General features: G+C 66.3%; 23 protein-coding genes. 5 read left to right on the plus strand and 18 right to left on the minus strand.

The window, feature by feature from the left end; all coding sequences use genetic code 11:
* Nucleotides 1-10: 10 nt before the first annotated feature.
* Nucleotides 11-1822 carry a translation elongation factor 4 gene (gene lepA, locus A8M77_RS07210; protein WP_086920876.1) on the minus strand — a complete coding sequence of 604 codons (1812 nt, stop codon included), beginning with the start codon at nucleotides 1820-1822 and terminating at the stop codon, nucleotides 11-13.
* 180 nt (nucleotides 1823-2002) lie between these two features.
* On the opposite strand from lepA, the gene A8M77_RS35120 reads away from it, so the two are divergent.
* Nucleotides 2003-2290: a hypothetical protein gene (locus A8M77_RS35120; RefSeq protein WP_143694561.1), complete on the plus strand. Its 288-nt coding sequence runs from the start codon at nucleotides 2003-2005 to the stop codon at nucleotides 2288-2290.
* Nucleotides 2291-2344: 54 nt separating this feature from the next.
* Here A8M77_RS35120 and A8M77_RS07215 read toward each other — a convergent pair whose 3' ends face one another.
* The 13 genes from A8M77_RS07215 to A8M77_RS07275 form a co-directional block, all read right to left on the minus strand.
* Nucleotides 2345-3766, minus strand: coding sequence for a DegQ family serine endoprotease (locus tag A8M77_RS07215; RefSeq protein ID WP_443270601.1), 1422 nt, complete (start codon nucleotides 3764-3766; stop codon nucleotides 2345-2347).
* A gap of 111 nt (nucleotides 3767-3877) precedes the next feature.
* Nucleotides 3878-4945 (minus strand): MucB/RseB C-terminal domain-containing protein, encoded by a 1068-nt coding sequence (locus tag A8M77_RS07220; protein WP_086920878.1) that lies wholly within the window; start codon nucleotides 4943-4945, stop codon nucleotides 3878-3880.
* A 22-nt stretch (nucleotides 4946-4967) separates the two neighbouring features.
* Nucleotides 4968-5621, minus strand: coding sequence for a sigma-E factor negative regulatory protein (locus tag A8M77_RS07225; protein WP_086920879.1), 654 nt, complete (start codon nucleotides 5619-5621; stop codon nucleotides 4968-4970).
* 13 nt (nucleotides 5622-5634) lie between these two features.
* The gene (gene rpoE / locus A8M77_RS07230) at nucleotides 5635-6309 is read right to left on the minus strand and encodes an RNA polymerase sigma factor RpoE (RefSeq protein WP_086920880.1); all 675 of its coding nucleotides are present in this window, start codon (nucleotides 6307-6309) and stop codon (nucleotides 5635-5637) included.
* Complete coding sequence (locus A8M77_RS07235; protein ID WP_192871563.1) at nucleotides 6306-6794, minus strand: hypothetical protein; 489 nt, start codon at nucleotides 6792-6794, stop codon at nucleotides 6306-6308. Before A8M77_RS07235 ends, rpoE begins: the two co-directional genes overlap by 4 nt.
* Before the next feature lie 13 nt (nucleotides 6795-6807).
* A complete protein-coding gene (gene fabF / locus A8M77_RS07240; protein ID WP_086920881.1) occupies nucleotides 6808-8052 on the minus strand; it encodes a beta-ketoacyl-ACP synthase II in 1245 nt (414 codons plus the stop codon).
* A 93-nt stretch (nucleotides 8053-8145) separates the two neighbouring features.
* Nucleotides 8146-8385, minus strand: a complete 240-nt coding sequence (acpP, locus tag A8M77_RS07245; protein ID WP_007830471.1) for an acyl carrier protein — start codon at nucleotides 8383-8385, stop codon at nucleotides 8146-8148.
* Nucleotides 8386-8484: 99 nt separating this feature from the next.
* Nucleotides 8485-9228 carry a 3-oxoacyl-ACP reductase FabG gene (fabG, locus tag A8M77_RS07250; RefSeq protein WP_086920882.1) on the minus strand — a complete coding sequence of 248 codons (744 nt, stop codon included), beginning with the start codon at nucleotides 9226-9228 and terminating at the stop codon, nucleotides 8485-8487.
* Between the two features lie 32 nt (nucleotides 9229-9260).
* Entirely contained in the window at nucleotides 9261-10214 is a 954-nt protein-coding gene (gene fabD / locus A8M77_RS07255; protein WP_086920883.1) for an ACP S-malonyltransferase, read from the minus strand.
* A 54-nt stretch (nucleotides 10215-10268) separates the two neighbouring features.
* Nucleotides 10269-11246 (minus strand): beta-ketoacyl-ACP synthase III, encoded by a 978-nt coding sequence (locus tag A8M77_RS07260; protein ID WP_086920884.1) that lies wholly within the window; start codon nucleotides 11244-11246, stop codon nucleotides 10269-10271.
* Complete coding sequence (gene plsX, locus A8M77_RS07265; protein ID WP_086920885.1) at nucleotides 11246-12334, minus strand: phosphate acyltransferase PlsX; 1089 nt, start codon at nucleotides 12332-12334, stop codon at nucleotides 11246-11248. Before plsX ends, A8M77_RS07260 begins: the two co-directional genes overlap by 1 nt.
* A gap of 61 nt (nucleotides 12335-12395) precedes the next feature.
* Nucleotides 12396-12578, minus strand: a complete 183-nt coding sequence (gene rpmF / locus A8M77_RS07270; protein WP_028248601.1) for a 50S ribosomal protein L32 — start codon at nucleotides 12576-12578, stop codon at nucleotides 12396-12398.
* A gap of 158 nt (nucleotides 12579-12736) precedes the next feature.
* Complete coding sequence (locus A8M77_RS07275; RefSeq protein WP_086920886.1) at nucleotides 12737-13285, minus strand: YceD family protein; 549 nt, start codon at nucleotides 13283-13285, stop codon at nucleotides 12737-12739.
* A 38-nt stretch (nucleotides 13286-13323) separates the two neighbouring features.
* Between A8M77_RS07275 and A8M77_RS07280 the strand changes: the two genes are divergently transcribed.
* From A8M77_RS07280 to A8M77_RS07290, 3 genes are read left to right on the plus strand one after another with little or no spacing between them, the layout of a single operon-like run.
* Entirely contained in the window at nucleotides 13324-13905 is a 582-nt protein-coding gene (locus A8M77_RS07280; protein ID WP_086920887.1) for a Maf family protein, read from the plus strand.
* Nucleotides 13902-14663, plus strand: a complete 762-nt coding sequence (locus A8M77_RS07285; RefSeq protein ID WP_086920888.1) for an SAM-dependent methyltransferase — start codon at nucleotides 13902-13904, stop codon at nucleotides 14661-14663. The genes A8M77_RS07280 and A8M77_RS07285 overlap by 4 nt, the downstream gene beginning before the upstream one ends.
* Before the next feature lie 2 nt (nucleotides 14664-14665).
* The gene (locus tag A8M77_RS07290; RefSeq protein WP_337590010.1) at nucleotides 14666-15817 is read left to right on the plus strand and encodes an MFS transporter; all 1152 of its coding nucleotides are present in this window, start codon (nucleotides 14666-14668) and stop codon (nucleotides 15815-15817) included.
* An 8-nt stretch (nucleotides 15818-15825) separates the two neighbouring features.
* Here A8M77_RS07290 and A8M77_RS07295 read toward each other — a convergent pair whose 3' ends face one another.
* The 4 genes from A8M77_RS07295 to A8M77_RS07310 are packed head-to-tail and all read right to left on the minus strand — an operon-like array spanning nucleotide 15826 to nucleotide 18933.
* Nucleotides 15826-16848 carry a S49 family peptidase gene (locus A8M77_RS07295; protein ID WP_086920889.1) on the minus strand — a complete coding sequence of 341 codons (1023 nt, stop codon included), beginning with the start codon at nucleotides 16846-16848 and terminating at the stop codon, nucleotides 15826-15828.
* Between the two features lies 1 nt (nucleotide 16849).
* Nucleotides 16850-17215 carry a Rieske (2Fe-2S) protein gene (locus tag A8M77_RS07300; RefSeq protein ID WP_086920890.1) on the minus strand — a complete coding sequence of 122 codons (366 nt, stop codon included), beginning with the start codon at nucleotides 17213-17215 and terminating at the stop codon, nucleotides 16850-16852.
* A 10-nt stretch (nucleotides 17216-17225) separates the two neighbouring features.
* Nucleotides 17226-17894, minus strand: a complete 669-nt coding sequence (locus A8M77_RS07305; protein ID WP_086920891.1) for an HAD family hydrolase — start codon at nucleotides 17892-17894, stop codon at nucleotides 17226-17228.
* Nucleotides 17887-18933, minus strand: a complete 1047-nt coding sequence (locus A8M77_RS07310) for an RluA family pseudouridine synthase (protein WP_086920892.1) — start codon at nucleotides 18931-18933, stop codon at nucleotides 17887-17889. The genes A8M77_RS07305 and A8M77_RS07310 overlap by 8 nt, the downstream gene beginning before the upstream one ends.
* Before the next feature lie 540 nt (nucleotides 18934-19473).
* Between A8M77_RS07310 and A8M77_RS07315 the strand changes: the two genes are divergently transcribed.
* Complete coding sequence (locus A8M77_RS07315; RefSeq protein ID WP_086920893.1) at nucleotides 19474-22425, plus strand: Rne/Rng family ribonuclease; 2952 nt, start codon at nucleotides 19474-19476, stop codon at nucleotides 22423-22425.
* Nucleotides 22426-22719: the final 294 nt, after the last annotated feature.

Raw genomic sequence — 22719 nt, forward strand, 5'->3', positions numbered from 1 at the left:
GCCGTGGTTCTTAGTCTTCGACCTGCAGGATGGCGAGAAAGGCCTCTTGCGGGACCTCGACCGAGCCGATCTGCTTCATTCTTTTCTTGCCCGCTTTCTGCTTCTCGAGCAGCTTGCGCTTGCGGGTGATGTCGCCGCCGTAGCACTTGGCGAGCACGTTCTTGCGCAGGGCCTTGATTGTCTCACGCGCAATGATGTTGGCCCCGATGGCGGCCTGGATCGCGACGTCGAACATCTGGCGGCTGATGATCTCGCGCATCTTGCTCACCACCGCCCGGCCGCGGTACTGGCTCTGACTGCGGTGCACGATGATCGATAGAGCGTCCACCTTCTCGCCGTTGAGCAGGATGTCGACCTTCACGACGTCCGAGGCACGGTATTCCTTGAACTCGTAGTCCATCGAGGCGTAGCCGCGGCTGACGGACTTCAGCTTGTCGAAGAAGTCCAGCACGATCTCGCCCAGCGGCATCTCGTAGGTCAGCATGACCTGGCGGCCGTGGTAGGCCATGTTCATCTGCACGCCGCGCTTCTGGTTGGCCAGCGTCATCACGGCGCCGACGTATTCCTGCGGCATGTAGAGGTGGACGGTGACGATCGGCTCGCGGATCTCCGCCATGCGGCCCACGTCGGGCATCTTGGACGGGTTCTCGACCATGATCACTTCGCCGTCGCTCTTCACCACCTGATAGACCACGCTGGGCGCGGTCGTGATCAGGTCCTGGTCGAACTCGCGCTCGAGGCGCTCCTGCACGATCTCCATGTGCAGCAGGCCCAGGAAGCCGCAGCGGAAGCCGAAGCCGAGGGCCTGCGACACCTCGGGCTCGTAGTGCAACGAAGAGTCGTTGAGCTTGAGCTTCTCCAGTGCGTCGCGCAGCGAGTCGTACTCGCTCGCCTCGGTCGGGTAGAGGCCGGCGAACACCTGGGGCTGGATTTCCTTGAAGCCTGGCAGCGCCTCGGTGGCGGTGGCGGCCGCGCCGCCGGTGCCGGTCTTGATCTGGGTGACCGTGTCGCCCACCTTCGCGGCCTGCAGTTCCTTGATGCCTGCGATGATGTAGCCCACCTCGCCCGCTTCAAGCGATTCGCGCGGCTCGTTGGCGGGCGTGAACACGCCCAGGTTGTCGGCGTTGTAGCTCGCGCCCGAGGCCATCATCTTGATGCGGTCGCCCTTCGCCAGGCGGCCATCGACCACGCGCACCAGCATCACCACGCCCACGTAGGCATCGAACCAGCTGTCGACAATCATCGCGCGCAGCGCGGCATCGGGATTGCCGCGCGGCGGCGGCACCTTGGCCACGATCGCTTCGAGGATCTCGTCGATGCCCATGCCGGTCTTTGCCGAGCACGGAATCGCATCGCCCGCATCGATGCCGATCACGTCTTCGATCTCGGCCTTCGCGTTGTCGGGATCGGCCTGCGGCAGATCCATCTTGTTGAGCACCGGCAGCACTTCGACGCCGAGGTCGAGTGCGGTGTAGCAGTTCGCGACTGTCTGCGCTTCGACGCCCTGGCTCGCATCGACGACGAGCAATGCACCTTCGCATGCAGACAGCGAGCGACTCACTTCATAAGAGAAGTCGACATGGCCCGGCGTGTCGATCAGATTGAGGTTGTAGACGTGCCCGTCTCGCGCCTTGTACTGCAGCGCGGCGGTCTGCGCCTTGATGGTTATCCCACGCTCTTTCTCGATGTCCATCGAGTCGAGGACCTGCGCCTCCATCTCGCGCTCCGCGAGACCGCCGCAGCGTTGAATGAGGCGGTCTGCGAGCGTCGACTTGCCGTGATCGATGTGCGCGATGATGGAAAAGTTTCTGATGTGATTCATCAACGGGAACGCTTAAGTACTTGAATTCGCTTGTGCGCAGCAGGCAACCGGCAAGAAAAAAGGGCGCGTCCCCGAGAGACGCGCCCTGAACCAACAAGCAATGGCAACTGCAGTAGTTGGAACTTCATTGTAGGCAAAACGGGGGGCGCGTACAGCCGGGCCAGGGCCTTGGAGAGGTCGTTGCAGGTCAGCAACATGGAACTTGTGAACAGCTTATCAACAGGTCCGGTGGACCACTTCCTTAACAACTTGTGGGCGATCTGTGGAGCATCGGTGGACGGCACGCGTACATCTCGCATCGTGGAGAAGCCCCGCCAGCTTATGCACCTGCCACTGGCCGACGCGGCCGTATTCTACCGAAACGCGTCATTAGCCCTTCAAGAAGTTAGTGTGTGCCAACCAATTAAGGGCATCCGAAGGCTTGAAAAAATTTTTGTTCCAGGTTGCGCCGACACCAAAACCGGTTGAAAAAAAGCCCCAATCCCGACTGCCGGGTGGGGCCACTTGACGCGAGGCGCCGGTTCAGCGTGAGGGGCGGATCAGGGCGTACTGCGCCCATTCACCCCGCCGGAACAGCACGCTCACCGGCTTGCTCTTGTCCGCCTTTGCCAAGGCAGACTCGAATTCCTTGACATTCGCCACTTCCGCGTTGTTGACCGCCAGCACGATGTCACCCTCGCGCAGGCCGGCGCGCGTGGCGGCATCGGCAGCAGAGTCGATCTTCACGCCGCCCTTGAGCTTGAGCTCCTTCTTCTGCGCCTCGGTGAGCTCGCTGACTGCGAGCCCGAGGGACTTGGCGGCGGCTGATGCCGAAGACTTCGCGGCCGGCTCTTCGCGCTCGGCGATACGCGCGGGCTTGTCAGGTTCGATCTCGGCGATCGTCACGCTCAGGTCGCGCGAGTTGCCGCGGCGAAACACGGTGACCGTGCTCTTGGTGCCCGGCTTGGTGTTGCCGACCAGGCGCGGCAGGTCGCTGGGCTTCTCGATGGTCTTGCCGTCAAAGCGGGTGATGATGTCGCCCGGCTCGATGCCGGCCTTCTCGCCCGGCGAGCCGGACTCGACGCCGCGCACCAACGCGCCCTGCGCCTTGCCCAGCCCGATGGACTCGGCCACGTCCTTGGTGACCTGGTCGATCTGCACACCGATGCGCCCGCGCGAGACGCGGCCGTTCGCGCGCAGCTGGTCGCTCACACGAATCGCCTCGTCGATAGGGATCGAGAAGGAGATGCCCATGAAGCCGCCGGAGCGCGAGTAGATCTGGCTGTTGATGCCAACCACTTCGCCGCGCATGTTGATCAAAGGCCCCCCCGAGTTGCCCGGGTTGATGGCCACGTCGGTCTGGATGAAGGGCAGGTAGTCGCCGGTGTCGCGTTGCTTGGCGCTCACGATTCCGGCAGTCACGGTGTTCTCGAGACCGAAGGGCGAGCCGATGGCCATCACCCATTCACCGACGCGCAGTTTGGAGATGTCACCGACCTTCACCGCCGGCAGGCCGGTCGCGTCGATCTTCACGACCGCGACGTCGGTGCGCTTGTCGGCACCGATGATCTTGGCCTTGAACTCGCGCTTGTCGACCAGCGTCACCAGCACCTCGGACGCGCCATCGACCACGTGCGCGTTGGTCATCACGAAGCCGTCAGAGGTCAGGATGAAACCCGAGCCGACACCGCGCGGCCGCTCTCGCTCTTCTTCCTGCGGCTGGGGGCGATTGCGCGGCCCTTGGCGCGGGATGTTCGGGAACTGCTGGCCGAAGAAGCGACGCAGGAACTCCTGCATCTCCTCGTCCACCTCACCGCTGCCGCCCCGCTGCGTCACTTTTTCGACGGTCCGGATATTGACCACCGACGGACCGACTTGGTCGACCAGGTCGGTGAAGTCGGGCAACACGCGGCCCTGTGCATGGGCCGGCTCAGCCGACAGCAGCGACAGGCCGGAGGCGAGCATGAAAACGCCGGCCATGAGGAATGAGCGGATCCTGCTCCTCTCGGTTATGAACATCATCAGCTTCCTTCGTTGAGGGAGAGAAATGCAAAAAACAACGGTGAATATGGCGGCTCAACGCGCGCGCACAAGGCTTTGCGCAAAGGCGTCGAGCGTCTGGGGCGGGACCTCACCCACGGCGGTCAGCCACCAGTCGCCGTCCTTGTCCGTCAGCCTGCGGCTGAGCGTGTAGGTCGCACCGAGGGAGAGCAAGGCCTCCCGGGACTGGCGCTGCGCGTCGTAAGGCTCGACGAAGAGCGAAACCGTGGCAAGGCCATCGGAGAAGATCCACTGCATCGTGTGCCCGGGCTTGCCGTCCGCCGAACTGCCCATCGCCCGCCGATAGCAACTGACCGGCTTGAAACCGGCAATGGGTTTGCGCAGGGCCCAACCCTCTTTGCCTGGTGTGGTGCGCTCGAGTTCGGACTTCTCCACCCTGTAGCCCGCCGTGCTGCTCATCATCTGCGCGAGCACATGCGCCTTGACCGGTGGATCGAGCTGGAGTTCGGAGAAGGCGGACTGCTCGATCACCCGGCTCTCGCCATCGATGGTCTGCAGCTTCACCACCAGCCCGGAGCGCCGCTCGCTCCAGACGCGATAGCCGAATCGCAGGCCGTCGCGCGGCTCCAGTTGCACCACGTCGGCATCGAAACCGGCGACCCGATCCTTGCCGACAACGCGCGCGCTGTAGAACTCGCCGATGGCGGAGTCGGGCGCGCCGAGCAAGTTGGGGAAGAGCTCCAGGTTCTCGCGCTTCTCGCTCTTGACCACCTTGGCCTCGGGCAGGAAGGTCATCACGTGATCGTTGCGCCGGAAGGTCGAGCGCGGCGGGCCGGACAGCACCTCGATGCGCTCCAATTGAAGATCGCCTTCGCACACGTGCCAGATGCGGGCGCTCGACAGGTTGCCAGTGGCGGCTGAGACAACGAAAGTCCCCGCATACGAGCGCTGCCGCGATGCGGCGTGCATACGCTGCAGCCATTCGACCACATTCAGCGTCGGCGCCTCGCCGCCGGTGGCAGCGACCGGATGTTTCGCGGACGGCGAGGAGGCCCGGTTCTGGGCGACGGCCACCTGCGTCACGCAGAGGGCGGCAACAAGAAGAAAGGTACCGCGCGCGGAAATCGGCATCGACACAGTCATTGCAAAGGCAGCCGTCCCACCGTCAACGGGACGGGCCGTCGAAAGTCGCGTTGCGCAGGAATCCGGAGGGCATCTGGGAAGCGCCGCCGGCCTGCTGGTGCGCCTCGAGAAGCTGATCCAGCCGCGGATCGCGCAGCATGACCTGCGGATTTCCGTTGCCCACCACGACCCGCATCGGTGTCAGCGCCCTGGGCCCTTGCGACGACGAGTTCGAAGCCGCCAGGACCGAACCCGCATCCTGCACCTGTTGCGGCTGCTGTTGAGCCAGTTGCGCCGCGGCCGGCTGGGAGCTGAGGCCTCCCACCCAGTTCCAACCGATCGCCGCTGCCGCGGCCAGCGATGCGACACCGGCCACAAGCTTCCAGCGGAATACAGGCTCGTTGGCCGCCTCTGAACGGTGCGCTACCGAGGGTGCGATCTCCGGCGCAAGGGCCGCAGGCCTGGATGGCTCGGCCGCCATCCGCTGCTGGAGCCGCGACAGGAACTGCGAAGTGTCGCTGCAGGCAGAGTGGACACCGGAACGCAGAACATCCCCGACCAGATGGTAGGCGTGCCAGGTCGCCCGCAAGTCGTCGTCGCGGCAGATCGTTTCAATCACCTGGGCGACGTCTTCTGCCCGCAGATGCCCATCGGCCAACGCGGAAACCTGCTCACGAACTGTGCTCGTATTCTTCATCTCGTTCACCTGCTTACCAACGCTTTCCGGACTGGTTGTCCAGCAGCGGTTTGACCTTTGCCGAAATGGCTTCGCGCGCCCGGAAAATCCGCGACCGTACCGTGCCGATGGGGCAGTTCATGACCTCGGCGATCTCTTCGTAGCTCATGCCTTCGATCTCGCGCAGCGTGACCGCCTGCCGCAACTCGGCAGGCAGCGCTTCCATCGCTGCTTCGACGGCGGCCGCGATTTCATTGGCGGCCATCACGGATTCGGGCGTCTCGTCGCTGGTTGGTTCGTTTCCCGGGCGGTAAGTTTCATCGTCGTCGTCGGAAGACGAACGCAGCGCGCTTTCTGTCACGGTCGGATCGCGCTTCATGTCCACCAGGGCCTTCTTGGCGGTATTGACGGCAATCCGGTAAAGCCAGGTGTAGAACTGGGCTTCGCCCCTGAATTGGTGCAGTGCGCGGTAGGCGCGGATGAAGGTCTCCTGTGCGATGTCCTCGATCAGGTTGACGTCGCGCACCATGCGCCCGATGAGCCGCTCGATCCGGCGCTGGTACTTGATGACCAGCAGCTCGAAGGCCCTCTGGTCGCCCGCGACCGTGCGCTGGACCAATTGATAGTCGACCTCGCCGGCCCGGGCCACGCCGGCAGGAGCGTCGGTCAGGCCGGTGTCGGGCGGCACGGGCGGTGGAGAGGCGGTCATGGGAAAAGAGGGGGCGAGCCGGCCGCTGTCGCCGATCGATCGACAGCCAAGGAATGGCCCGCAGGAGCGGGGCGCGAATATACCGCACGGCGCAAGGCCTGCCAGCGCTCCGGCGCGGCATGACGGTCCAGCCAGACCCAGCGGCGTGCCCCACCTGGCGAGGCCAGGCGCACAAGCAGAGAAGACTGAGCATCCAGAGCAACCTTCGCCGCAAAGGCCTGCTGCCCGGCCGTTCCGGGGATCGACCAGCACAGCCCGTCGAAGTGCAGCGTCGCGGCCGGGGTGTGCCGCAGGGTGCTCACCCGTGCCGCCACGCCCGCCCCGACAACGACCATCAGCAGCAGTCCGCTGCGCCAGTCGACCGCATGGAAGTGCAAGCCCGCCGCGATTGCACAACAGACGCCGCCAGCCCACAGACCAAGAAGAAGTCGGCCGGCGATCCGCGAGCGCCCCACCGGATAGCTCACCGATGGGGCGCTTTGCATGGGTCCAGGAAATTCAAGCGCGCTTGAACACCAGCGTGCCGTTGGTGCCGCCGAAGCCGAAGTTGTTCTTGACCGCGACGTCGATCTTCAGATCGCGCGCCTCATTGGCGCAGTAATCAAGATCACACTCCGGGTCCTGATTGAAGATATTGATCGTCGGCGGACTTTTCTGATGATGAAGCGCCAGCACGGTGAACACCGACTCGATGCCGCCGGCGCCGCCTAGCAGATGCCCGGTCATCGACTTGGTCGAGTTCACGACCAGCTTCTTGGCCTGTTCCCCAAAAGCCTTCTTGATGGCGTTGGTTTCGTTGAGGTCACCGAGGGGCGTCGACGTGCCGTGCGCATTCAGGTACTGCACCTCGTCGGCATTGATACCCGCATTGCTCAATGCCGCCTGCATCGAGCGGCGAGGCCCATCGACGTCGGGCGCGGTCATGTGGAAAGCATCCGCACTCATGCCGAAGCCGGAGACTTCAGCGTAGATCTTTGCGCCACGCGCCTTGGCGCGCTCGTATTCCTCGAGCACCAGCACGCCGGCACCCTCGCCGAGCACGAAGCCGTCGCGGTCGCGGTCCCACGGACGCGAGGCAGTGGCCGGGTCGTCGTTGCGGGTGGACAGCGCACGCGCCGCTGCAAAGCCGCCGATGCCCAATGGAGAGACGGTGGATTCCGCTCCGCCGGCGATCATGACGTCGGCATCGCCGTACTCGATCATGCGGGCCGAGGTCCCGATCGCATGCAGACCGGTCGTGCAAGCAGTAACGATCGCGATGTTCGGCCCCTTGAAGCCGTACTTGATCGACACGTGGCCAGAGATCATGTTGATGATCGATGCCGGCACGAAGAAGGGAGAGACGCGGCGCGGGCCGCGGTTGCTCAGCTCGGCATGGGTGGCTTCGATCATCGGTAGTCCCCCGATGCCCGAGCCGATGTTGCAACCGATGCGAACGGCGTCCTCTTCGGACAACGCATCGCCGGTCGGCAGCCCGCTGTCCTGCACCGCCTGGATCGCGGCGGCGAGGCCGAGATGGATGAAGCGGTCCATGTGACGCGCTTCCTTCTCGGCGATGTATTGGGTGATGTCGAAGCCCTTCACCTCACCCGCGAACTTGCAGGCGAAGGCACTTGCATCGAAGCTGGTGACAGTATCGATGCCCGATTTTCCGGCGAGCAGATTGGCCCAGGACTCGGCGACGGTATTTCCGACCGGGGCAATGCAACCGAGTCCGGTCACAACGACGCGGCGTTTGGTCATGCCGGCATACCTTTCTGGAAGCACTGAGACCGCCGGGCGGCTGGCGCCATCATGGCAGCCGCAAGCCGGTACGGGAGCCCAGCGAGGCCGATATCAGGCCTTTTGATTCTTGGTGGCGTAGTCGACGGCGTTCTGGACGGTCGTGATCTTCTCGGCGTCTTCGTCCGGGATCTCGATGCCGAATTCGTCCTCGAGGGCCATCACCAGTTCGACCGTGTCGAGAGAGTCCGCGCCGAGGTCCGCCACGAAAGCCTTTTCGTTGGTGACCTGGGACTCTTCAACGCCGAGTTGCTCGGCAATGATTTTCTTGACACGTGCTTCGATATCGCTCATTTGCTTCCCTCTGAGGGTTGTAGGTAATCGATGATTTTAGCCGGCCGGATTGTGGCATCGACCTCCGGACCGGCGGGCAAAAAGAATGTGCCCCTGGGCTTACATGTGCATTCCGCCGTTGACGTGCAGTTCCTGCCCCGTCACATAGGAGGCCTGCGGCGATGCGAGATAGGCAACCGCATGGGCGATGTCGGCCGGTTTGCCTAGGTGTCCCAGCGGGATCTGGGCCAGCAGCGCCTGCTGCTGGGCCTGCGGCAGACTGGCCGTCATGTCGGTCTCGATGAAGCCGGGCGCCACGCAATTGACGGTGATATTGCGGCTGCCCAGTTCACGGGCGAGCGCGCGGGTCATGCCGGCAACACCCGCCTTGGCCGCCGCGTAATTGGCCTGGCCCGCGTTGCCCGATGCCCCGACCACGCTCGTGATGCTGATGATGCGGCCATAGCGCTGCTTCATCATCGGCCGGATCGCGGCGCGCGACAGCCGGAAGACCGCCTTGAGGTTGGTGTCGAGCACGGCGTCCCAGTCCTCGTCCTTCAGGCGCATGGCCAGCATGTCACGGGTGATGCCGGCGTTGTTGACGAGCACGTGGATCGCGCCATAGGCCTTGACGATCTGATCGATCAGCGCATCGACCGCCGCCCCGTCGTTCACGTCGAGCGCCATGCCTCGCCCGCCGTGAGCGCCCAGCGCAGCCGTGATCCGGTTTGCACCCTCTTCAGTGGTGCCGGTGCCGACCACCTGCAGCCCGCGCTGGGCCAGTTCGAGCGCAATGGCAGCTCCGATACCGCGCGAAGCGCCGGTGACCAGGGCGACCTGGCCTTCGAATTTAGGAATGCTCATAGAGAGAGGGGGAGGTATTCGAGGCCCGCCGCTCAAGCGCCGAGCAATTGCTGGGTTTCCGCGAGCGTGGCCGGGTCGTAGACAGCGCCCACGGCGAGCTCGGGGGCAATGCGCTTGGCCATCCCGGCCAGCACCTTGCCAGGTCCGCATTCGATGACGGCCTGGACGCCGCGCTCCTTCAAGGCCTGCACACTCTCAACCCAGCGCACGGGACCGGCCGCCTGGCGCACCAGCGCATCACGGATGCGCCATGCATCGGTCTCCACCGCGACGTCGATGTTGTTGAGGACTGGAATCTGCGGATCTCCGAGGCTCAGCGACGCCAGCCGTTCCCTCAGCGCCTCGGCGGCAGGCCTCATCAGGCTCGAATGGAAAGGCGCAGACACCGGTAGCGGCAACGCCCGCTTGGCGCCCTGCGCCTTCAGCACCTCGCAGGCCTTGTCAACCGCCGCCTTGCTGCCGGCAATCACCGTCTGCATCGGGTCGTTGAAGTTCACCGCCTCGACGACTTCGGTGCTGCCGGCGCCAAAACTCGCCGTCACTTCGGCGCAACCGGCCTTGACCTTCTCCGCCCCCATGCCCAGAACCGCCGCCATCGCGCCTGCGCCCACCGGCACCGCGTGCTGCATCGCTTGCGCGCGAAAGCGCACGAGGGGCGCTGCCTGTGCCAAGGTCAACACACCCGAAGCCACCAGCGCGGAGTACTCACCCAGCGAGTGGCCTGCGACCATCGCCGGTCTGGCGCCGCCTTCAGCCAGCCAGGCCCTCCAAGCGGCCACCCCGGCGACCAGCATCACCGGCTGCGTGTTGGTGGTAAGCGCCAGCGCTTCCTTGGGGCCCTCGCGGATCAGGCGCGCAACGTCCTCGTCCAGCGCGTCGGAGGCTTCGCGCAGCGTCTCTGCCACGGCCGGGTGACCGCCCCACGCGTCGAGCATGCCGACCGCCTGCGAGCCCTGGCCCGGAAATACGAAAGCGAAGGATTTCATGATTGCGTCTCCGTTGGTCTCCGCCCGCCGCTGGCCGGGCAGCGACACGCAGGACTACATATTCAATAGCACCGCGCCCCAGGTGAAGCCCCCGCCCACGCCTTCCAGCATGAGCATGTCACCCTTCTTCACCTTCCCTCCGCGCACCGCCTCGTCCAGTGCCAGCGGGATAGAGGCGGCCGAGGTGTTGCCGTGTTCGTTGACGGTCACGACCAGCTTGTCGAGCGGCAGTTTCAGCTTGCGCGCCGTACCTTCCATGATGCGGATGTTGGCCTGATGCGGAATCAGCCAGTCGATCTCGGTGTCCACCTTGCCGGCCTTCTGCAGGCAGGTGCGCGCGGCCTCTTCCAGCACGCGAACCGCGAGCTTGAAGACGGCCTGTCCATCCATGTGGAGCAACGGCGTACCGAGCACCTGCCCGCCCGATACATGCCCGGGCACGCAGAGAATGCCCACGTGCTTGCCGTCGGCATGCAGATCGCTGGCGAGGATGCCTGGCTCGGCACTGGCCTCGAGCACGACCGCGCCGGCACCATCGCCGAAGAGCACGCAGGTGGTGCGGTCGTTGAAATCGAGGATGCGCGAGAACACTTCCGCGCCCACGACCAGCGCGCACTTGGCGCTGCCGGTGCGGATCATCGCGTCCGCCACCGTCAACGCATAGACGAAGCCGCTGCACACGGCCTGCACGTCGAACGCAGGGCAGCCGGCAATGCCTAGCTTGTTCTGAAGAATGGCCGCCGACGAGGGAAACACCATGTCGGGTGTCGAGGTCGCGACGATGATCAGATCGACGTCACCAGCGCTGCGGCCAGCGGCTTCCAGCGCCCTCTTCGCGGCCTCCAGCCCGAGATCACTGCTCGTCACCTCTGGATCCGCGAAATGCCGGGCCCGGATGCCGGTGCGCTCAATGATCCACTGATCGGATGTTTCGATACCGCGCTGCGCCAAGTCGCGCGCCAGGTCGTCGTTGGTCACTCGACGCGGCGGCAGGAAGCTGCCGGTGCCGGTGATGCGGGAAAAAGGAGTCATCAAACGTGAAGTGCCGCCGTGTCGACCGGCGTCGCCTGCTCTTGCCGCGCTAGCAGTGGCGCGGCGTGGGCGATGCGGGCCCGCACGCGATCGAGCAGGTTGTTGCGAGCGGCATCATAAGCGCGATCGAGCGCGTGACCGAAGGCCACCTCGTCGGCCGAGCCATGGCTCTTGAAGACCAGCCCACGCAGGCCGAGCAACGCCGCGCCGTTGTAGCGCCGGTGGTCAAGTCGCCGTTTGAGCGCTTTTAAAACAGGATAAGACACGATTGCGGCTAATTTGCTCCAGATACCGCTGGAATATTCGACCCTGAGGAAGTCGACAATCATCGAAGCGACCCCTTCGGTTGCCTTCAGGGTAACGTTGCCGACGAATCCGTCGCAGACCACGATATCCGTCGTGCCCTTAAAGATGTCGTTGCCTTCGACATTTCCATAAAAGTTCAAATCGCCGGAGTTGGCCGCCTTTCGAAGCAATTGGCTCGCTTTCTTGATGGTTTCACTGCCCTTGATAGCCTCCTCACCCACATTGAGCAGACCCACGGTCGGCGACTCGTTGCCGGTGAGCGCAGACACCAGCGCAGAACCCAGAACCGCGAACTGCAACAAGTCCTCGGCGTCGCAATCCACGTTGGCCCCGAGGTCCAGCACCGTCGTTGCACCGCCCTTCCGGTTGGGCAGTTGCGGCGCGATGGCCGGCCGGTCGATGCCGTCCAGGGTCTTGAGCAGGTAGCGCGCAATGGCCATCAACGCCCCGGTGTTGCCCGCCGAGACTGCAGCCTGAGCTGCACCATCCTTCACCTGCTGGATGGCGACCCGCATCGAGGAGTCCTTCTTCTTGCGCAGCGCGACTTCCACCGGGTCGTCCATGCCGACCACTTCGCTTGCCGGAACGACCCGGGCACGGGGATGAGAAAAGCCGGCCAAAGCGGCCGGCGCGCCAACCAGCAGCAGCGACGCCTCAGCATGCCGCTCCAGAAAGGCTTCGCAGGCCGCCAGCGTGACGCGCGGCCCATGATCTCCACCCATGCAATCGACGGCCAGCGTGATCGCGGAGGGTGCGGAAACGGATTCGGAAGGCGTGACCATCAAAACAAAGGCCCGACGCTACAGGGAAAGTAGCTCGGGCCTTCAGCCTTGAAATCGGGAATCAGGCTTCTGACTTGGTCTTGAGCACCTTGCGGCCACGGTAGAAGCCGTTGGGGCTGATGTGGTGCCGCAGATGCGTCTCGCCGGTGGTCGGCTCGACCGCGATGCCGGGGACGCCCAGCGCGTTGTGGGAACGATGCATGCCGCGCTTGGACGGCGACTTCTTGTTTTGCTGGACAGCCATGGTGGCTCCTGAAAGTGTTCGGGTGAGTGGGTGGGCATGCGCCGGGCCACGATGGCTGACGATTCCTATCGTCGATGAACATCATCACATGCGGCACGCGCGAAGCCCATGATTATAGCCCAAGAGCGGTACGTGGCGCCAGCCAGCAGTTCCCCGGTCTACTTCGGTTTGTTGGACCGCAGCTTCTCCAATGCAGCAAAGGGATTGGGGCGCGCTGCCTCGGCGGCATCGAAATCCGGGTCCACCGCCGACAGCTGGACCGGATCGGGGCAGCGGTCGTGACGCGGAGTCACCGGTATCTCCATCAGCAGTTCGTCCTCGATCAAGGCATGCAGGTCGAAGTCGCGGCTTGCAACCAGCACGTCCTCCTCGGATTCCTCGTCCTCGGCAGCGGCGGTGTCCTCATCCGCCGCAAAGCGGAACCAGCGGTCGACCCGCAATGGCACGTCGACCGGCGCCAGGCAGCGCTGACAGACGAGCGGCACGGTGACACCCGCCGTCAGGTGAAGCCATGGGACCACATGACCGGCGGGATCCTCGCGACAGGCGCCCGACGCTTCCCAGCGCACGCGCGCGTCGTCGGCCGGCGTGGCCAGCTCGACGCTCAGGCGCGCGTAAGCCTGAAGGGGCTCCTCGCCCGACAGCGTCGCCGCCGTTTCGGCAAGACGGCGCACATCGAGCCGACCGGGAGTGAATTCTCTGCTCATCGACACCAGTCTAAACCGCTCACGCACAATCAAGCCCCATGCAACGCACCGTGATCCTCGCCTCGACTTCGCGCTATCGCCGCGAGCTCCTTAGTCGGCTCCGCCTGGCCTTCGACGTCCAGCCGCCGGAGGTCGATGAAACGCCGCTGGCGGGCGAGTCGCCGCGCGCCCTGGCTGAACGGCTGGCCCTCGAAAAGGCCTTGGCCGTCGCCCGCCGCTTCCCGGACGCGGTCGTGATCGGGTCCGATCAGGTGGCCGACCTGGACGGCGAGCCGCTGGGCAAGCCAGGCAACCACGCGCGCGCAACCGCGCAATTGCAACGCATGCGCGGCCAGGCCCTGGTGTTCCAGACCGCGGTTGCGGTGGTCTGCCAAGCCACAGGGTTCACGCAGCGCGACCTCGCGCCCGTGCGCGTGGCGTTCCGTCGATTCGGTGACGAAGCGATCGAAACCTACCTTCGCGCCGAAGCCCCCTATGACTGCGCCGGAAGCGCCAAGAGCGAAGGCCTGGGCATCGCGCTGCTGGACGCCATCGACAGCGACGATCCCACGGCCCTGGTAGGCCTGCCGCTGATTCGCACTGCCCGCATGCTGCGCGCCGCGGGGATCGATCTGCTGTGAGCCGGGGCAAGCTTTACCTGGTGCCGGCGCCGCTGGATTTCGGCTGCGATCCGGGCGCTGCGCTGCAGGACGTGCTGCCGCTCGGCACCCTGCAGGCCGCGGCGGGCATCACCCACTGGATCTGCGAGAACGCGAAATCGGCCCGCGCCTACCTCAAGCGCATCGATGGCGTGGTGCCGCTTGCCGCCCCCCTGCAGGCGCAGCAGCTCCAGGAGCTGCCGCGCGAGGTCCATAAGAAGGGCGACCACCAGGCGGGCCAGTTCGACGCCCGCCCGCTGCTGGCCGCGGCGCTTGAAGGCGCGGACATCGGCCTGCTCAGTGAGGCCGGCATGCCGGCGGTTGCCGACCCCGGCGCCTCGGTGGTGCGCGCCGCGCACGAACTGGGCATCGCTGTCATGCCCCTTACCGGCCCGGTGTCGCTGCTGCTCGCACTCGCAGCCAGCGGGCTCAACGGCCAGAATTTTGCCTTTGTCGGCTACCTGCCGCAGGACGCCGCGGCCCGCGCGCAGCGCATTCGCGAGCTCGAATCGCTCGCGCTGCGCGCCGGCCAGACCCAGCTTTTCATCGAAACCCCTTATCGCAATGCAGCTCTGCTGCAAGCCTTGATGCAGACCCTCCAGCACAACACGCGCCTTGCCGTGGCCCGCGGCCTGACGCTGGCGAACGTGGACATCCGCAGCCAGACGGTCAAGGCCTGGCGCGCGAATCCGCCCGCCGCCGACGAACGCTCGCCCGCCGTGTTCGCGATCGGACGCTGACCGTGTCCGCCACGCTGACGCAGCCGTCCGCACGCATGCGCTGGGCCTCGCGCACGCAGTTCTTCGCCTCGGGCTTCATCTTCGCGACCTGGGGCGTCCATATCCCGACGGTCAAGGCGCACTACGGCGTGACGGAAGCCGAACTCGGCCTGGCCATGCTCGCTGCGGGCGTCGGCGCCCTGCTGGGCCTCACGCAGGCCAGCCGCTGGATCGGGCGCCACGGGGCGCGCGGGGCCGCCGGCCTGAGCGGTGCCATCTACGCACTACTGCTGGCAGGCCTGCTTGCCATGCCAAGCTACCTCACCCTGCTGGGCCTGCTGGCGGCTTTCGGCGTCGTCACGAGCGTGTTCGACGTGTCGATCAACACCGAAGCCGCGCAGCTCGAACTTCGCAACGGCCAGCCATTGATGAGCGGCATGCACGGCATGTTCAGCCTGGGCGGCATGGCCGGCGCAGTGACCGGCAGCGCCGTCCTCGCCGCAGGGATGGCACCGTCGTCGCACCTGTTGCTGGTGGCGGCGGCACTGGCCTGTGCCATCGCACTTTCCGCGCAGTGGATGCTGCCCAAGGAAGTCACCGCCTTCGCCGCAGGGGCGGAAGGCTTCCGCCTGCCCCGCGGCACTCTGGTCATCCTCGGTGTGCTGGCGGCGCTCGGGCTGATCGCCGAAGGCGCGATCTACGACTGGAGCGTGCTGTACCTCAAGCAGGAACTGGGCAGTCCGCAACAGCAGGCCGCCCTCGCCTACGCCAGCTTCTCGGCCGCAATGGCGGCGACGCGCTTCACCGGCGACGCGATGCGCGCCCGCTTCACGCCGGCCATCCTGCTGCGTGGCAGCGCCTGCCTGGCCGCAGCCTCCATGACGCTGGTCCTGCTGACCGATGCCCCCTGGCTGGCCCTGATCGGGTTCGCCGGCGTGGGCGTGGGTTTCGCCAACGTGGTGCCGATCCTGTTCGCGGCATCGGCACGCGTGCCGGGCGTCGAGCCGGCGCGCGGCATCGCGGCGGTCTCGGCGGCGGCTTATCTGGGCTTCATGGCCGGTCCGCCGGTGATCGGCTTCCTGGCCGAGCTCAGCTCGCTGACCTCGGCGCTCTATCTGGTGGTGGTCTTCGCCGTCGCGCTGGCGGCCTCGGCACGCTCGGCCGGCAGCGCCTGAGCGTCACGTCAACGCAGCGCCGGCGCGCTGCGCATCGCCCGCACGGAGGCATCGCCGAGGGCGGCTCCGAACTTTTTCGCCAGCTTCTCGGCCACGTTGTCGCGGCGCGTGTAGTCGATGACTTCCTCGGCCTTGATGACCTCGCGCGCCACGAAATCGACGTTGCCGAACTGGTCCGCCAGGCCGAGCTCCACCGCCTGCTGCCCGCTCCAGAACAGGCCGCTGAACAAGCCGGGCGTACCCGTCTTCAGGCGATCGCCCCGCCCTTTCTTGACGACGTCGATGAACTGCGTGTGGATCTGCTCGAGCATCTGCTGCGCATGCGCGCGCTGGGCATCGCTCATCGGGCTGAAGGGGTCCAGGAAGCCCTTGTTCTCGCCGGCTGTCAGCAGCCTGCGCTCGACGCCCACCTTCTCCATGAGCCCGGTGAAGCCGAAGCCGTCCATCAGCACGCCGATGCTGCCGACGATGCTGGCCTTGTCGACGAAAACCTTGTCGGTGGCCGCGGCGATGTAATAGGCGGCCGAGGCGCAGGTCTCCTCGACCACCGCGTAGACCGGCTTGTTGTGCTTGGCGCGCAGGCGGCGGATCTCGTCGTTGATGATGCCCGCCTGTACCGGGCTTCCGCCAGGCGAATTGATCAGCAGCACGACGCCCTTGGCGCCCTCGTCCTCGAAGGCCGTCTTCATGGCCGCGACCACGAATTCCGCGCTGGCATCGGCGCCGTTGGCGATCTCGCCCTTGATCTCCACCACGGCAGTATGGGCGGTGGTCTTGGCGGTGGTCGGCGTGCCGCGCGAGACGGCCAGCCAGACCAGGAAGATGAAGAAGGCCAGCCAGCTCAGCCGGACGAAGGTCTTCCAGCGGCGCGCAGCCTGCTGCTCCCGCAGGCTGGCGAAGGCGAGCTTCTCGAGCGTGGAGCGCTCCCAGCCGGGCTGTTGCGTGGGATCGTTCTTGGCGCTGCTGCGCGGGAGTGTGGCGCGCTCGAAAGGCTCGAAACCCTGCGGTTCCGTGCGGGTCGGTTCGGTCATGTCAGAAAGCCAGGGGTTGGAGGTTCCAGGCAGTATGCCAGTGCACCACGCCGTCCCGTTCGCTGAGCTCGATCTTCACCAGCCCTCCGCGGCAGGGGCCGCCGGCGCATTCGCCAGAGTCGGGCTTGTAGACCGCACCATGGGTCGCGCACAGCAGCCATTGGCCGCTGTCGTCGAAGAAGCGGTCCGGCTGGAAGTCCATCTCCATCGCCACGTGGCTGCATCGGTTCAGGTACGCATGCGGCCGACCTTCGAAGCGGATCGCGAAGGCCCGGCAGGTCTGGCCGCCGTGCATGACGTCGAAGGGCACGGCCCGGCCGCCGTCGACCAGGTCGACCGCATTGCACAGGGGGATACATTCGCTCATCGCGGAATTTTCACGCGTTCTCGAGCAACCATTGCGTCAGGCCGGACACCGAATGCGCCACGTGCAGGGGCTGCAGCGCATCGAAGGTATCGGGCTCGTGGGCGCCGTAGCTCACACCCACGCTGGCGCAGCCGGCATTGAGCGCCAGCTGCAGGTCATGGGTGGTGTCGCCGATCATCAGGGTGCGCTCCGCCGGCACCTCCAGTTCTTCCATCAGTTCCAGCAGCATGCGCGGGTGCGGCTTGCCGAAGGTCTCGTCGGCCGTGCGCGAGGCGTCGAAGCGGTCGCGCAGGGCGACGGTCGCCAGCGCCTCGTTGAGCCCGCGCCGCGACTTGCCGGTGGCCACGGCCAGTTTATGGCCGCGGGCATGGAGGGCGTCGAGCATCTCCAGGACACCATCGAACAACACGATGTCATCCTGGTGCTGAAGGTAGTGATAGCGATAGCGGTTGCCGAGCTCGGCGTACTTCTCCCGGGGCACGTCCGGTGCGGCGCGGGCCAGCGCTTCGGCCAGGCCCAGGCCGATCACCCAAGCGGCGTCGTTCTCGCTGGGCCTGGCACCGCCGACATCGACCACAGCAGCCTGGATGCAGCGGACGATGAGGCGGGTGGAGTCGTACAGGGTACCGTCCCAATCGAAGGCGATCAGGTCGAAGCGGCAGGGACGCATGTCAGTCATTGGAAGAAGAAACAGGAACAGCGAGGGCTTCGAGCACCGGCTGCGGCATCAGCGCCTGCAACTCGGGCGGCAGCTCGGCCTGCAGGGCCATGCGCTCGCCGCTCGCGGGGTGGGTGAACTGGAGGCGCCAGGCATGCAGGAACATGCGCTTGAGGCCGAGCTTCTGCAGCGCACGATTGCGCTCGAAATCACCGTACTTGTCGTCGCCGGCGATCGGGTGGCCGCCGGAGGCCAGGTGAACGCGGATCTGGTGGGTGCGCCCGGTCTTGATGGTGACGGCGAGCAGCGAGAACTCACCCGGCTCGGGCGGCAGCGACACGCGCGCGAGCACCTTCACCAGCGTCACGGCGCGCATGGCATCCGGATGGTCCTTGGCGACTACCCGCACGCGGCGCTCGCCGGGCTCCGGCGAGCCGGGCTTGCCCGGCAGCAGATAGCGCGCCAGCGGTGCGTCCAGCACCTTCTTGTTGGCAGGCCAATGGCCCTCGACCAGCGCGAGGTAGGTCTTGCCGGTCTCGCGTTCCCGGAACTGGTCCTGCAGGGCGGTCAATGCGCTGCGCTTCTTGGCCACCAGCAGGATGCCGGAGGTCTCCCGGTCCAGCCGATGCACCAGTTCCAGGAACCGCGCCGCCGGCCGCGCGGTGCGCAACTGCTCGATCACGCCGAAGCTCATGCCGCTGCCACCGTGGACCGCCACGCCGGCCGGCTTGTCGATCGCCAGCAGCGCATCGTCCTCATGGAGAAGAGGAAACTCGCGCGCCGGCGCGGCTGCCGCGCTGTCCGCCGGCCGCTCTGTCACCCGCAGCGGCGGCAGGCGCAGCACATCGCCCGCCTCCAGGCGGGTCTCGGCCTGGGCGCGCCCCTTGTTGATGCGCACTTCGCCCGAACGGATGATGCGGTAGACATGCGTCTTCGGAACGCCCTTGAGCGTCCGGAACAGGAAGTTGTCGAGCCTTTGGCCTGCGAATTCCCCCTCGACCGTCAGGAAGCGAACTTCTGCTGCCGCGGGGCGTGGCTTCGCACCTATAATATTTTTCACCAGCGCGGTCTTGTAAGTGCTTGATTAATCAGAAGTTTAGAGCACTGCCGGTCGCGCTGCGAGGTCGATGCCGCTGGGGCGTTGCACCTGCAAGCCACGCGCAAACGTGCAAGGCGGCAGGGGTGGCACCCTAGTCAAGCCGACGCCCACGAAACACCGATACGGAATACCAGCCGGCAGGCGACAAGCTGCCGGCGGATCGAAGCGAGTCCCTTGTGCTGATGCTGCTGATTCGACTGTGCCTGCGCTGGCTGATGCCAGCGGTCCCTGGCATTGAGTCGTCGGCTATCCCCGTCGGCAGAGTGCCAGTTGCTATGGAAATTATAGCAACTCAACACCACATCGGCCTTGCGCCCATCCACGCGCCCCCCACACCCTCGCTGATAACGGGCTGATGCCCGAGAAAGGTTGCGCGCGCGAGCGCGGCAACCGACAGCCGGGGTTGCAGCGGCAATTCCTCCTTCGTTTCGCAAGGCGTCGTCCGTGCATCGTGGGTCCGTCATGGACCGGTGAGACGACAGAAACAGAAGGAAACGCATCATGAAGCGGATGCTGATCAATGCCACGCAGGCCGAAGAACGCCGCCTGGCCATCGTCGACGGGCAGAAGCTCCTCGACTACGAGATCGAGATTGAAGGGCGCGAACAGCGCAAGGGCAACATCTACAAGGCCGTGGTGACGCGCGTCGAGCCGTCGCTGGAAGCCTGCTTCGTCGACTACGGCGAAGACCGGCACGGCTTCCTGCCGTTCAAGGAAATCTCCAAGCAGTACTTCGCCGAAGGCGTGTCGGCCAGCCAGGCCCGCATCCAGGACGCGATCAAGGAAGGCCAGGAGCTGGTGGTCCAGGTCGAGAAGGAAGAGCGTGGCAACAAGGGCGCGGCGCTCACCACCTTCATCTCGCTGGCCGGCCGCTACGTAGTGCTGATGCCCAACAACCCGCGCGGCGGCGGCGTCAGCCGGCGCATCGAGGGCGACGACCGCGCCGAGCTGAAGGAGGCGATGGACCAGCTCGAATACCCGAAGGGCATGAGCATCATCGCGCGCACCGCCGGCATCGGCCGCTCGGCGCCCGAACTCCAATGGGACCTGAACTACCTCCTCAAGCTGTGGGCCGCGATCGACGGCGCCGCCAAGGGCGGCAAGGGCGCCTTCCTGATCTACCAGGAGTCGTCGCTGGTGATCCGCGCGATCCGCGACTACTTCAACCACGACATCGGCGACATCCTGATCGACACGGACGACATCTACGATCAGGCGCAGCAGTTCATGGCACACGTGATGCCGGAGCACGCGTCGCGCGTGAAACGCTACCGCGACGATGCCGCCCTGTTCAGCCGCTTCCAGATCGAGCACCAGATCGAATCGGCCTACGCCCGCACGGTGCAACTGCCCAGCGGCGGTGCGATCGTGATCGACCACACCGAGGCACTGGTCTCGGTGGACGTGAACTCGGCGCGCGCCATCAAGGGCGGCGACATCGAGGAGACCGCCACCCGCACCAACCTCGAGGCCGCGGACGAAGTGGCGCGCCAGATGCGCCTGCGCGACCTGGGCGGCCTGATCGTCATCGATTTCATCGACATGGACGAGTCGAAGAACCGCCGCGAGGTCGAAAGCCGCCTGCGCGACGCGCTGCGCCAGGACCGCGCGCGCGTGCAGTTCGGCTCGATCAGCAAGTTCGGCCTGATGGAGATGAGCCGCCAGCGCCTCAAGCCGGCCCTTTCCGAAGGCTCTTCCATCCCCTGCCCGCGCTGCGGCGGCTCTGGCCACATCCGCGACACCGAATCGAGCGCGCTGCAGATCCTGCGCATCATTCAGGAAGAGTCGATGAAGGACAACACCGCCGCCGTGCACGTGCAGGTGCCGGTGGAAGTTGCCTCCTTCCTGCTCAACGAGAAGCGCACCGAGATCGCCAAGATCGAGCTCAAGCAGCGTGTGAGCGTGCTGATGGTGCCCAACAAGACGCTCGAAACGCCCAACTACAAGCTGGAGCGCCTGAAGCACGACGATCCGCGCCTCGATCACATCGAGGCCAGCTACAAGATGGCCGACGAGATCGAGGATCCGACCTCCGTCACGCGGCGGTCGCAGGAACCCACCAACAGGCAGACGCCGGTCATCAAAGGCGTGCTGCCCGATGCGCCAGCCCCGGTGGTGGCGCCCAAGACCGAAGCGGTGCGTCCGGTTGCCGCGGCACCCGCACCCGTCGCGCCGGCGCCAGCCGTCCCGGAACCGGCCGATGCCGGCTTCTTCGGCTGGATCAAGCGCCTGTTCGGCGCCGCACCCGCTGCGCCGGCGCCGGCGCCCGCGACCATCCCCGTCGAAGCGCCTAAGCCGCGCCGCGAAGGACGCGGCGGCCGCGACGGCGAAGCGCGCACCGCGCGCGAGGGCGAGCAGCGCCGCGGCGGACGCGGCGAAGGCCGTGGCGGCCGTGACGGTGAACGCCGCGGTGGCCGCCCCGGCGAGCGCCGCGAAGGAGAACGCCGCGAGGGCGAGCGCCGCGACACCCGCGGCGAGGCGCGCACCAACGAGGCACCTGTGCGCGAGCCACGCGCACCGCGCGAAGGCGAACGCCGCGGCCGCGGCGAGCGCCGCGATGGCGAGTTGCGCCAAGCACCGGCCGACTCGGCCGAAATCCTGCTCGACGGGCAGGCAACAACTGCGCCGAATGGCATGGCTGTCGACGAAGCCGCGACGCCGGCCGAGCGCGCCCCGCGCGGGCGCGGTGACCGCCGCGAACGTGGCGAGCGCCCCGCCGATGCAGCCCGTGACGCTGACAGCGCCCAGTCCGATGCCGAACGCAGCCCGCGCGGTGGTCGCGAGGAGCGTGCACCCCGTGGCGAACGCGGTGACGGCCGGCGTGAGCGCCGCGGTGAAGGTGCCCCGCGCACGCCGGAAACCGCACCCGTCGCCGAGGCGCAAGCCCTGGCCGGCGACATGGCCGCAGAGCCCGCTGACGCCGAAGCCGCACCGCGCCGCGATGGCGAGGAGCGCCGCGGCCGTTCGCGTGACCGCTACGGCCGCGACCGCCGCGAGCGCAGCCCGCGCGAGGAAGTCGACGCCAATGCGTCGTCAGCACTGCCGCTCGAGCCGGCCGCCGCCCATGGCGCTGCCAAGGCCGAGGCCGAGGCACTCCCGGCAAGCCGGCCCGAGCGCGCCGCGCCCCCGTCCGCAGCCCCCATCGTGGTCGAAGCACCGGCGGCGCGCTCGCGCGCCCTGCCCAAGGTGCTGCCCTATGCGCTGCCGCTGGATGAACTCGCCCAGATCGCCGCGGGCTCCGGCCTGCAATGGGTGAACTCCGACGCCGAGCGCGTGGCCGAGGTGCGCGCGGCCATCGCCGCGGAGCCCCGGCCGGTCCACGTGCCCCGCGAGCGCCCGCCGGCCATCGTCATCGACGAAGGGCCGCTGGTGCTGGTGGAAACACGGCGCGATCTCGGCAACCTCGTGCTGCCCTTCGAGGAGACCGGACGCGACGCCGGCATGCGCCAGTAAGTCCTGAAAGGAGGCGGCCTGCCGCCGTCTCATACCTCGACTCGCTGCCGAGTCCAGCAAAAGGCCGCGCCAGTACTGACGCGGCCTTTTTGTTTTCTCTCGTCCGGCGGCTTGTCACTTGCCCAGGCAGGCGGGCTCTCGTCAGGTTGATCGTTGCAGGATCCGTCCTACGCGAGCTTGTGTAATTCTTTCCGGTTCATCCCGGCATACTCCATGCATGCTGCACCGCAGCAGCGGGTACACCGGTAACTAAGTCACGGAAGTCCATCCGGCGTGTGTAAACAACAAGCAAAC

Source organism: Variovorax sp. JS1663 (genome assembly GCF_002157355.1).
Lineage (GTDB): Bacteria > Pseudomonadota > Gammaproteobacteria > Burkholderiales > Burkholderiaceae_C > Variovorax.

What these genes read in the sequence shown, in the direction of transcription:
- lepA (WP_086920876.1), bottom strand. Translation starts at nt 1,822, where the DNA reads ATGAATCACATCAGAAACTTTTCCATCATCGCGCACATCGATCACGGC.
- A8M77_RS07215 (WP_443270601.1), bottom strand. Translation starts at nt 3,766, where the DNA reads ATGCTCGCCTCCGGCCTGTCGCTGCTGTCGGCTGAGCCGGCCCATGCA.
- A8M77_RS07220 (WP_086920878.1), bottom strand. Translation starts at nt 4,945, where the DNA reads ATGACTGTGTCGATGCCGATTTCCGCGCGCGGTACCTTTCTTCTTGTT.
- A8M77_RS07225 (WP_086920879.1), bottom strand. Translation starts at nt 5,621, where the DNA reads ATGAAGAATACGAGCACAGTTCGTGAGCAGGTTTCCGCGTTGGCCGAT.
- rpoE (WP_086920880.1), bottom strand. Translation starts at nt 6,309, where the DNA reads ATGACCGCCTCTCCACCGCCCGTGCCGCCCGACACCGGCCTGACCGAC.
- A8M77_RS07235 (WP_192871563.1), bottom strand. Translation starts at nt 6,794, where the DNA reads ATGCAAAGCGCCCCATCGGTGAGCTATCCGGTGGGGCGCTCGCGGATC.
- fabF (WP_086920881.1), bottom strand. Translation starts at nt 8,052, where the DNA reads ATGACCAAACGCCGCGTCGTTGTGACCGGACTCGGTTGCATTGCCCCG.
- acpP (WP_007830471.1), bottom strand. Translation starts at nt 8,385, where the DNA reads ATGAGCGATATCGAAGCACGTGTCAAGAAAATCATTGCCGAGCAACTC.
- fabG (WP_086920882.1), bottom strand. Translation starts at nt 9,228, where the DNA reads ATGAGCATTCCTAAATTCGAAGGCCAGGTCGCCCTGGTCACCGGCGCT.
- fabD (WP_086920883.1), bottom strand. Translation starts at nt 10,214, where the DNA reads ATGAAATCCTTCGCTTTCGTATTTCCGGGCCAGGGCTCGCAGGCGGTC.
- A8M77_RS07260 (WP_086920884.1), bottom strand. Translation starts at nt 11,246, where the DNA reads ATGACTCCTTTTTCCCGCATCACCGGCACCGGCAGCTTCCTGCCGCCG.
- plsX (WP_086920885.1), bottom strand. Translation starts at nt 12,334, where the DNA reads ATGGTCACGCCTTCCGAATCCGTTTCCGCACCCTCCGCGATCACGCTG.
- rpmF (WP_028248601.1), bottom strand. Translation starts at nt 12,578, where the DNA reads ATGGCTGTCCAGCAAAACAAGAAGTCGCCGTCCAAGCGCGGCATGCAT.
- A8M77_RS07275 (WP_086920886.1), bottom strand. Translation starts at nt 13,285, where the DNA reads ATGAGCAGAGAATTCACTCCCGGTCGGCTCGATGTGCGCCGTCTTGCC.
- A8M77_RS07280 (WP_086920887.1), top strand. Translation starts at nt 13,324, where the DNA reads ATGCAACGCACCGTGATCCTCGCCTCGACTTCGCGCTATCGCCGCGAG.
- A8M77_RS07295 (WP_086920889.1), bottom strand. Translation starts at nt 16,848, where the DNA reads ATGACCGAACCGACCCGCACGGAACCGCAGGGTTTCGAGCCTTTCGAG.
- A8M77_RS07300 (WP_086920890.1), bottom strand. Translation starts at nt 17,215, where the DNA reads ATGAGCGAATGTATCCCCCTGTGCAATGCGGTCGACCTGGTCGACGGC.
- A8M77_RS07305 (WP_086920891.1), bottom strand. Translation starts at nt 17,894, where the DNA reads ATGACTGACATGCGTCCCTGCCGCTTCGACCTGATCGCCTTCGATTGG.
- A8M77_RS07315 (WP_086920893.1), top strand. Translation starts at nt 19,474, where the DNA reads ATGAAGCGGATGCTGATCAATGCCACGCAGGCCGAAGAACGCCGCCTG.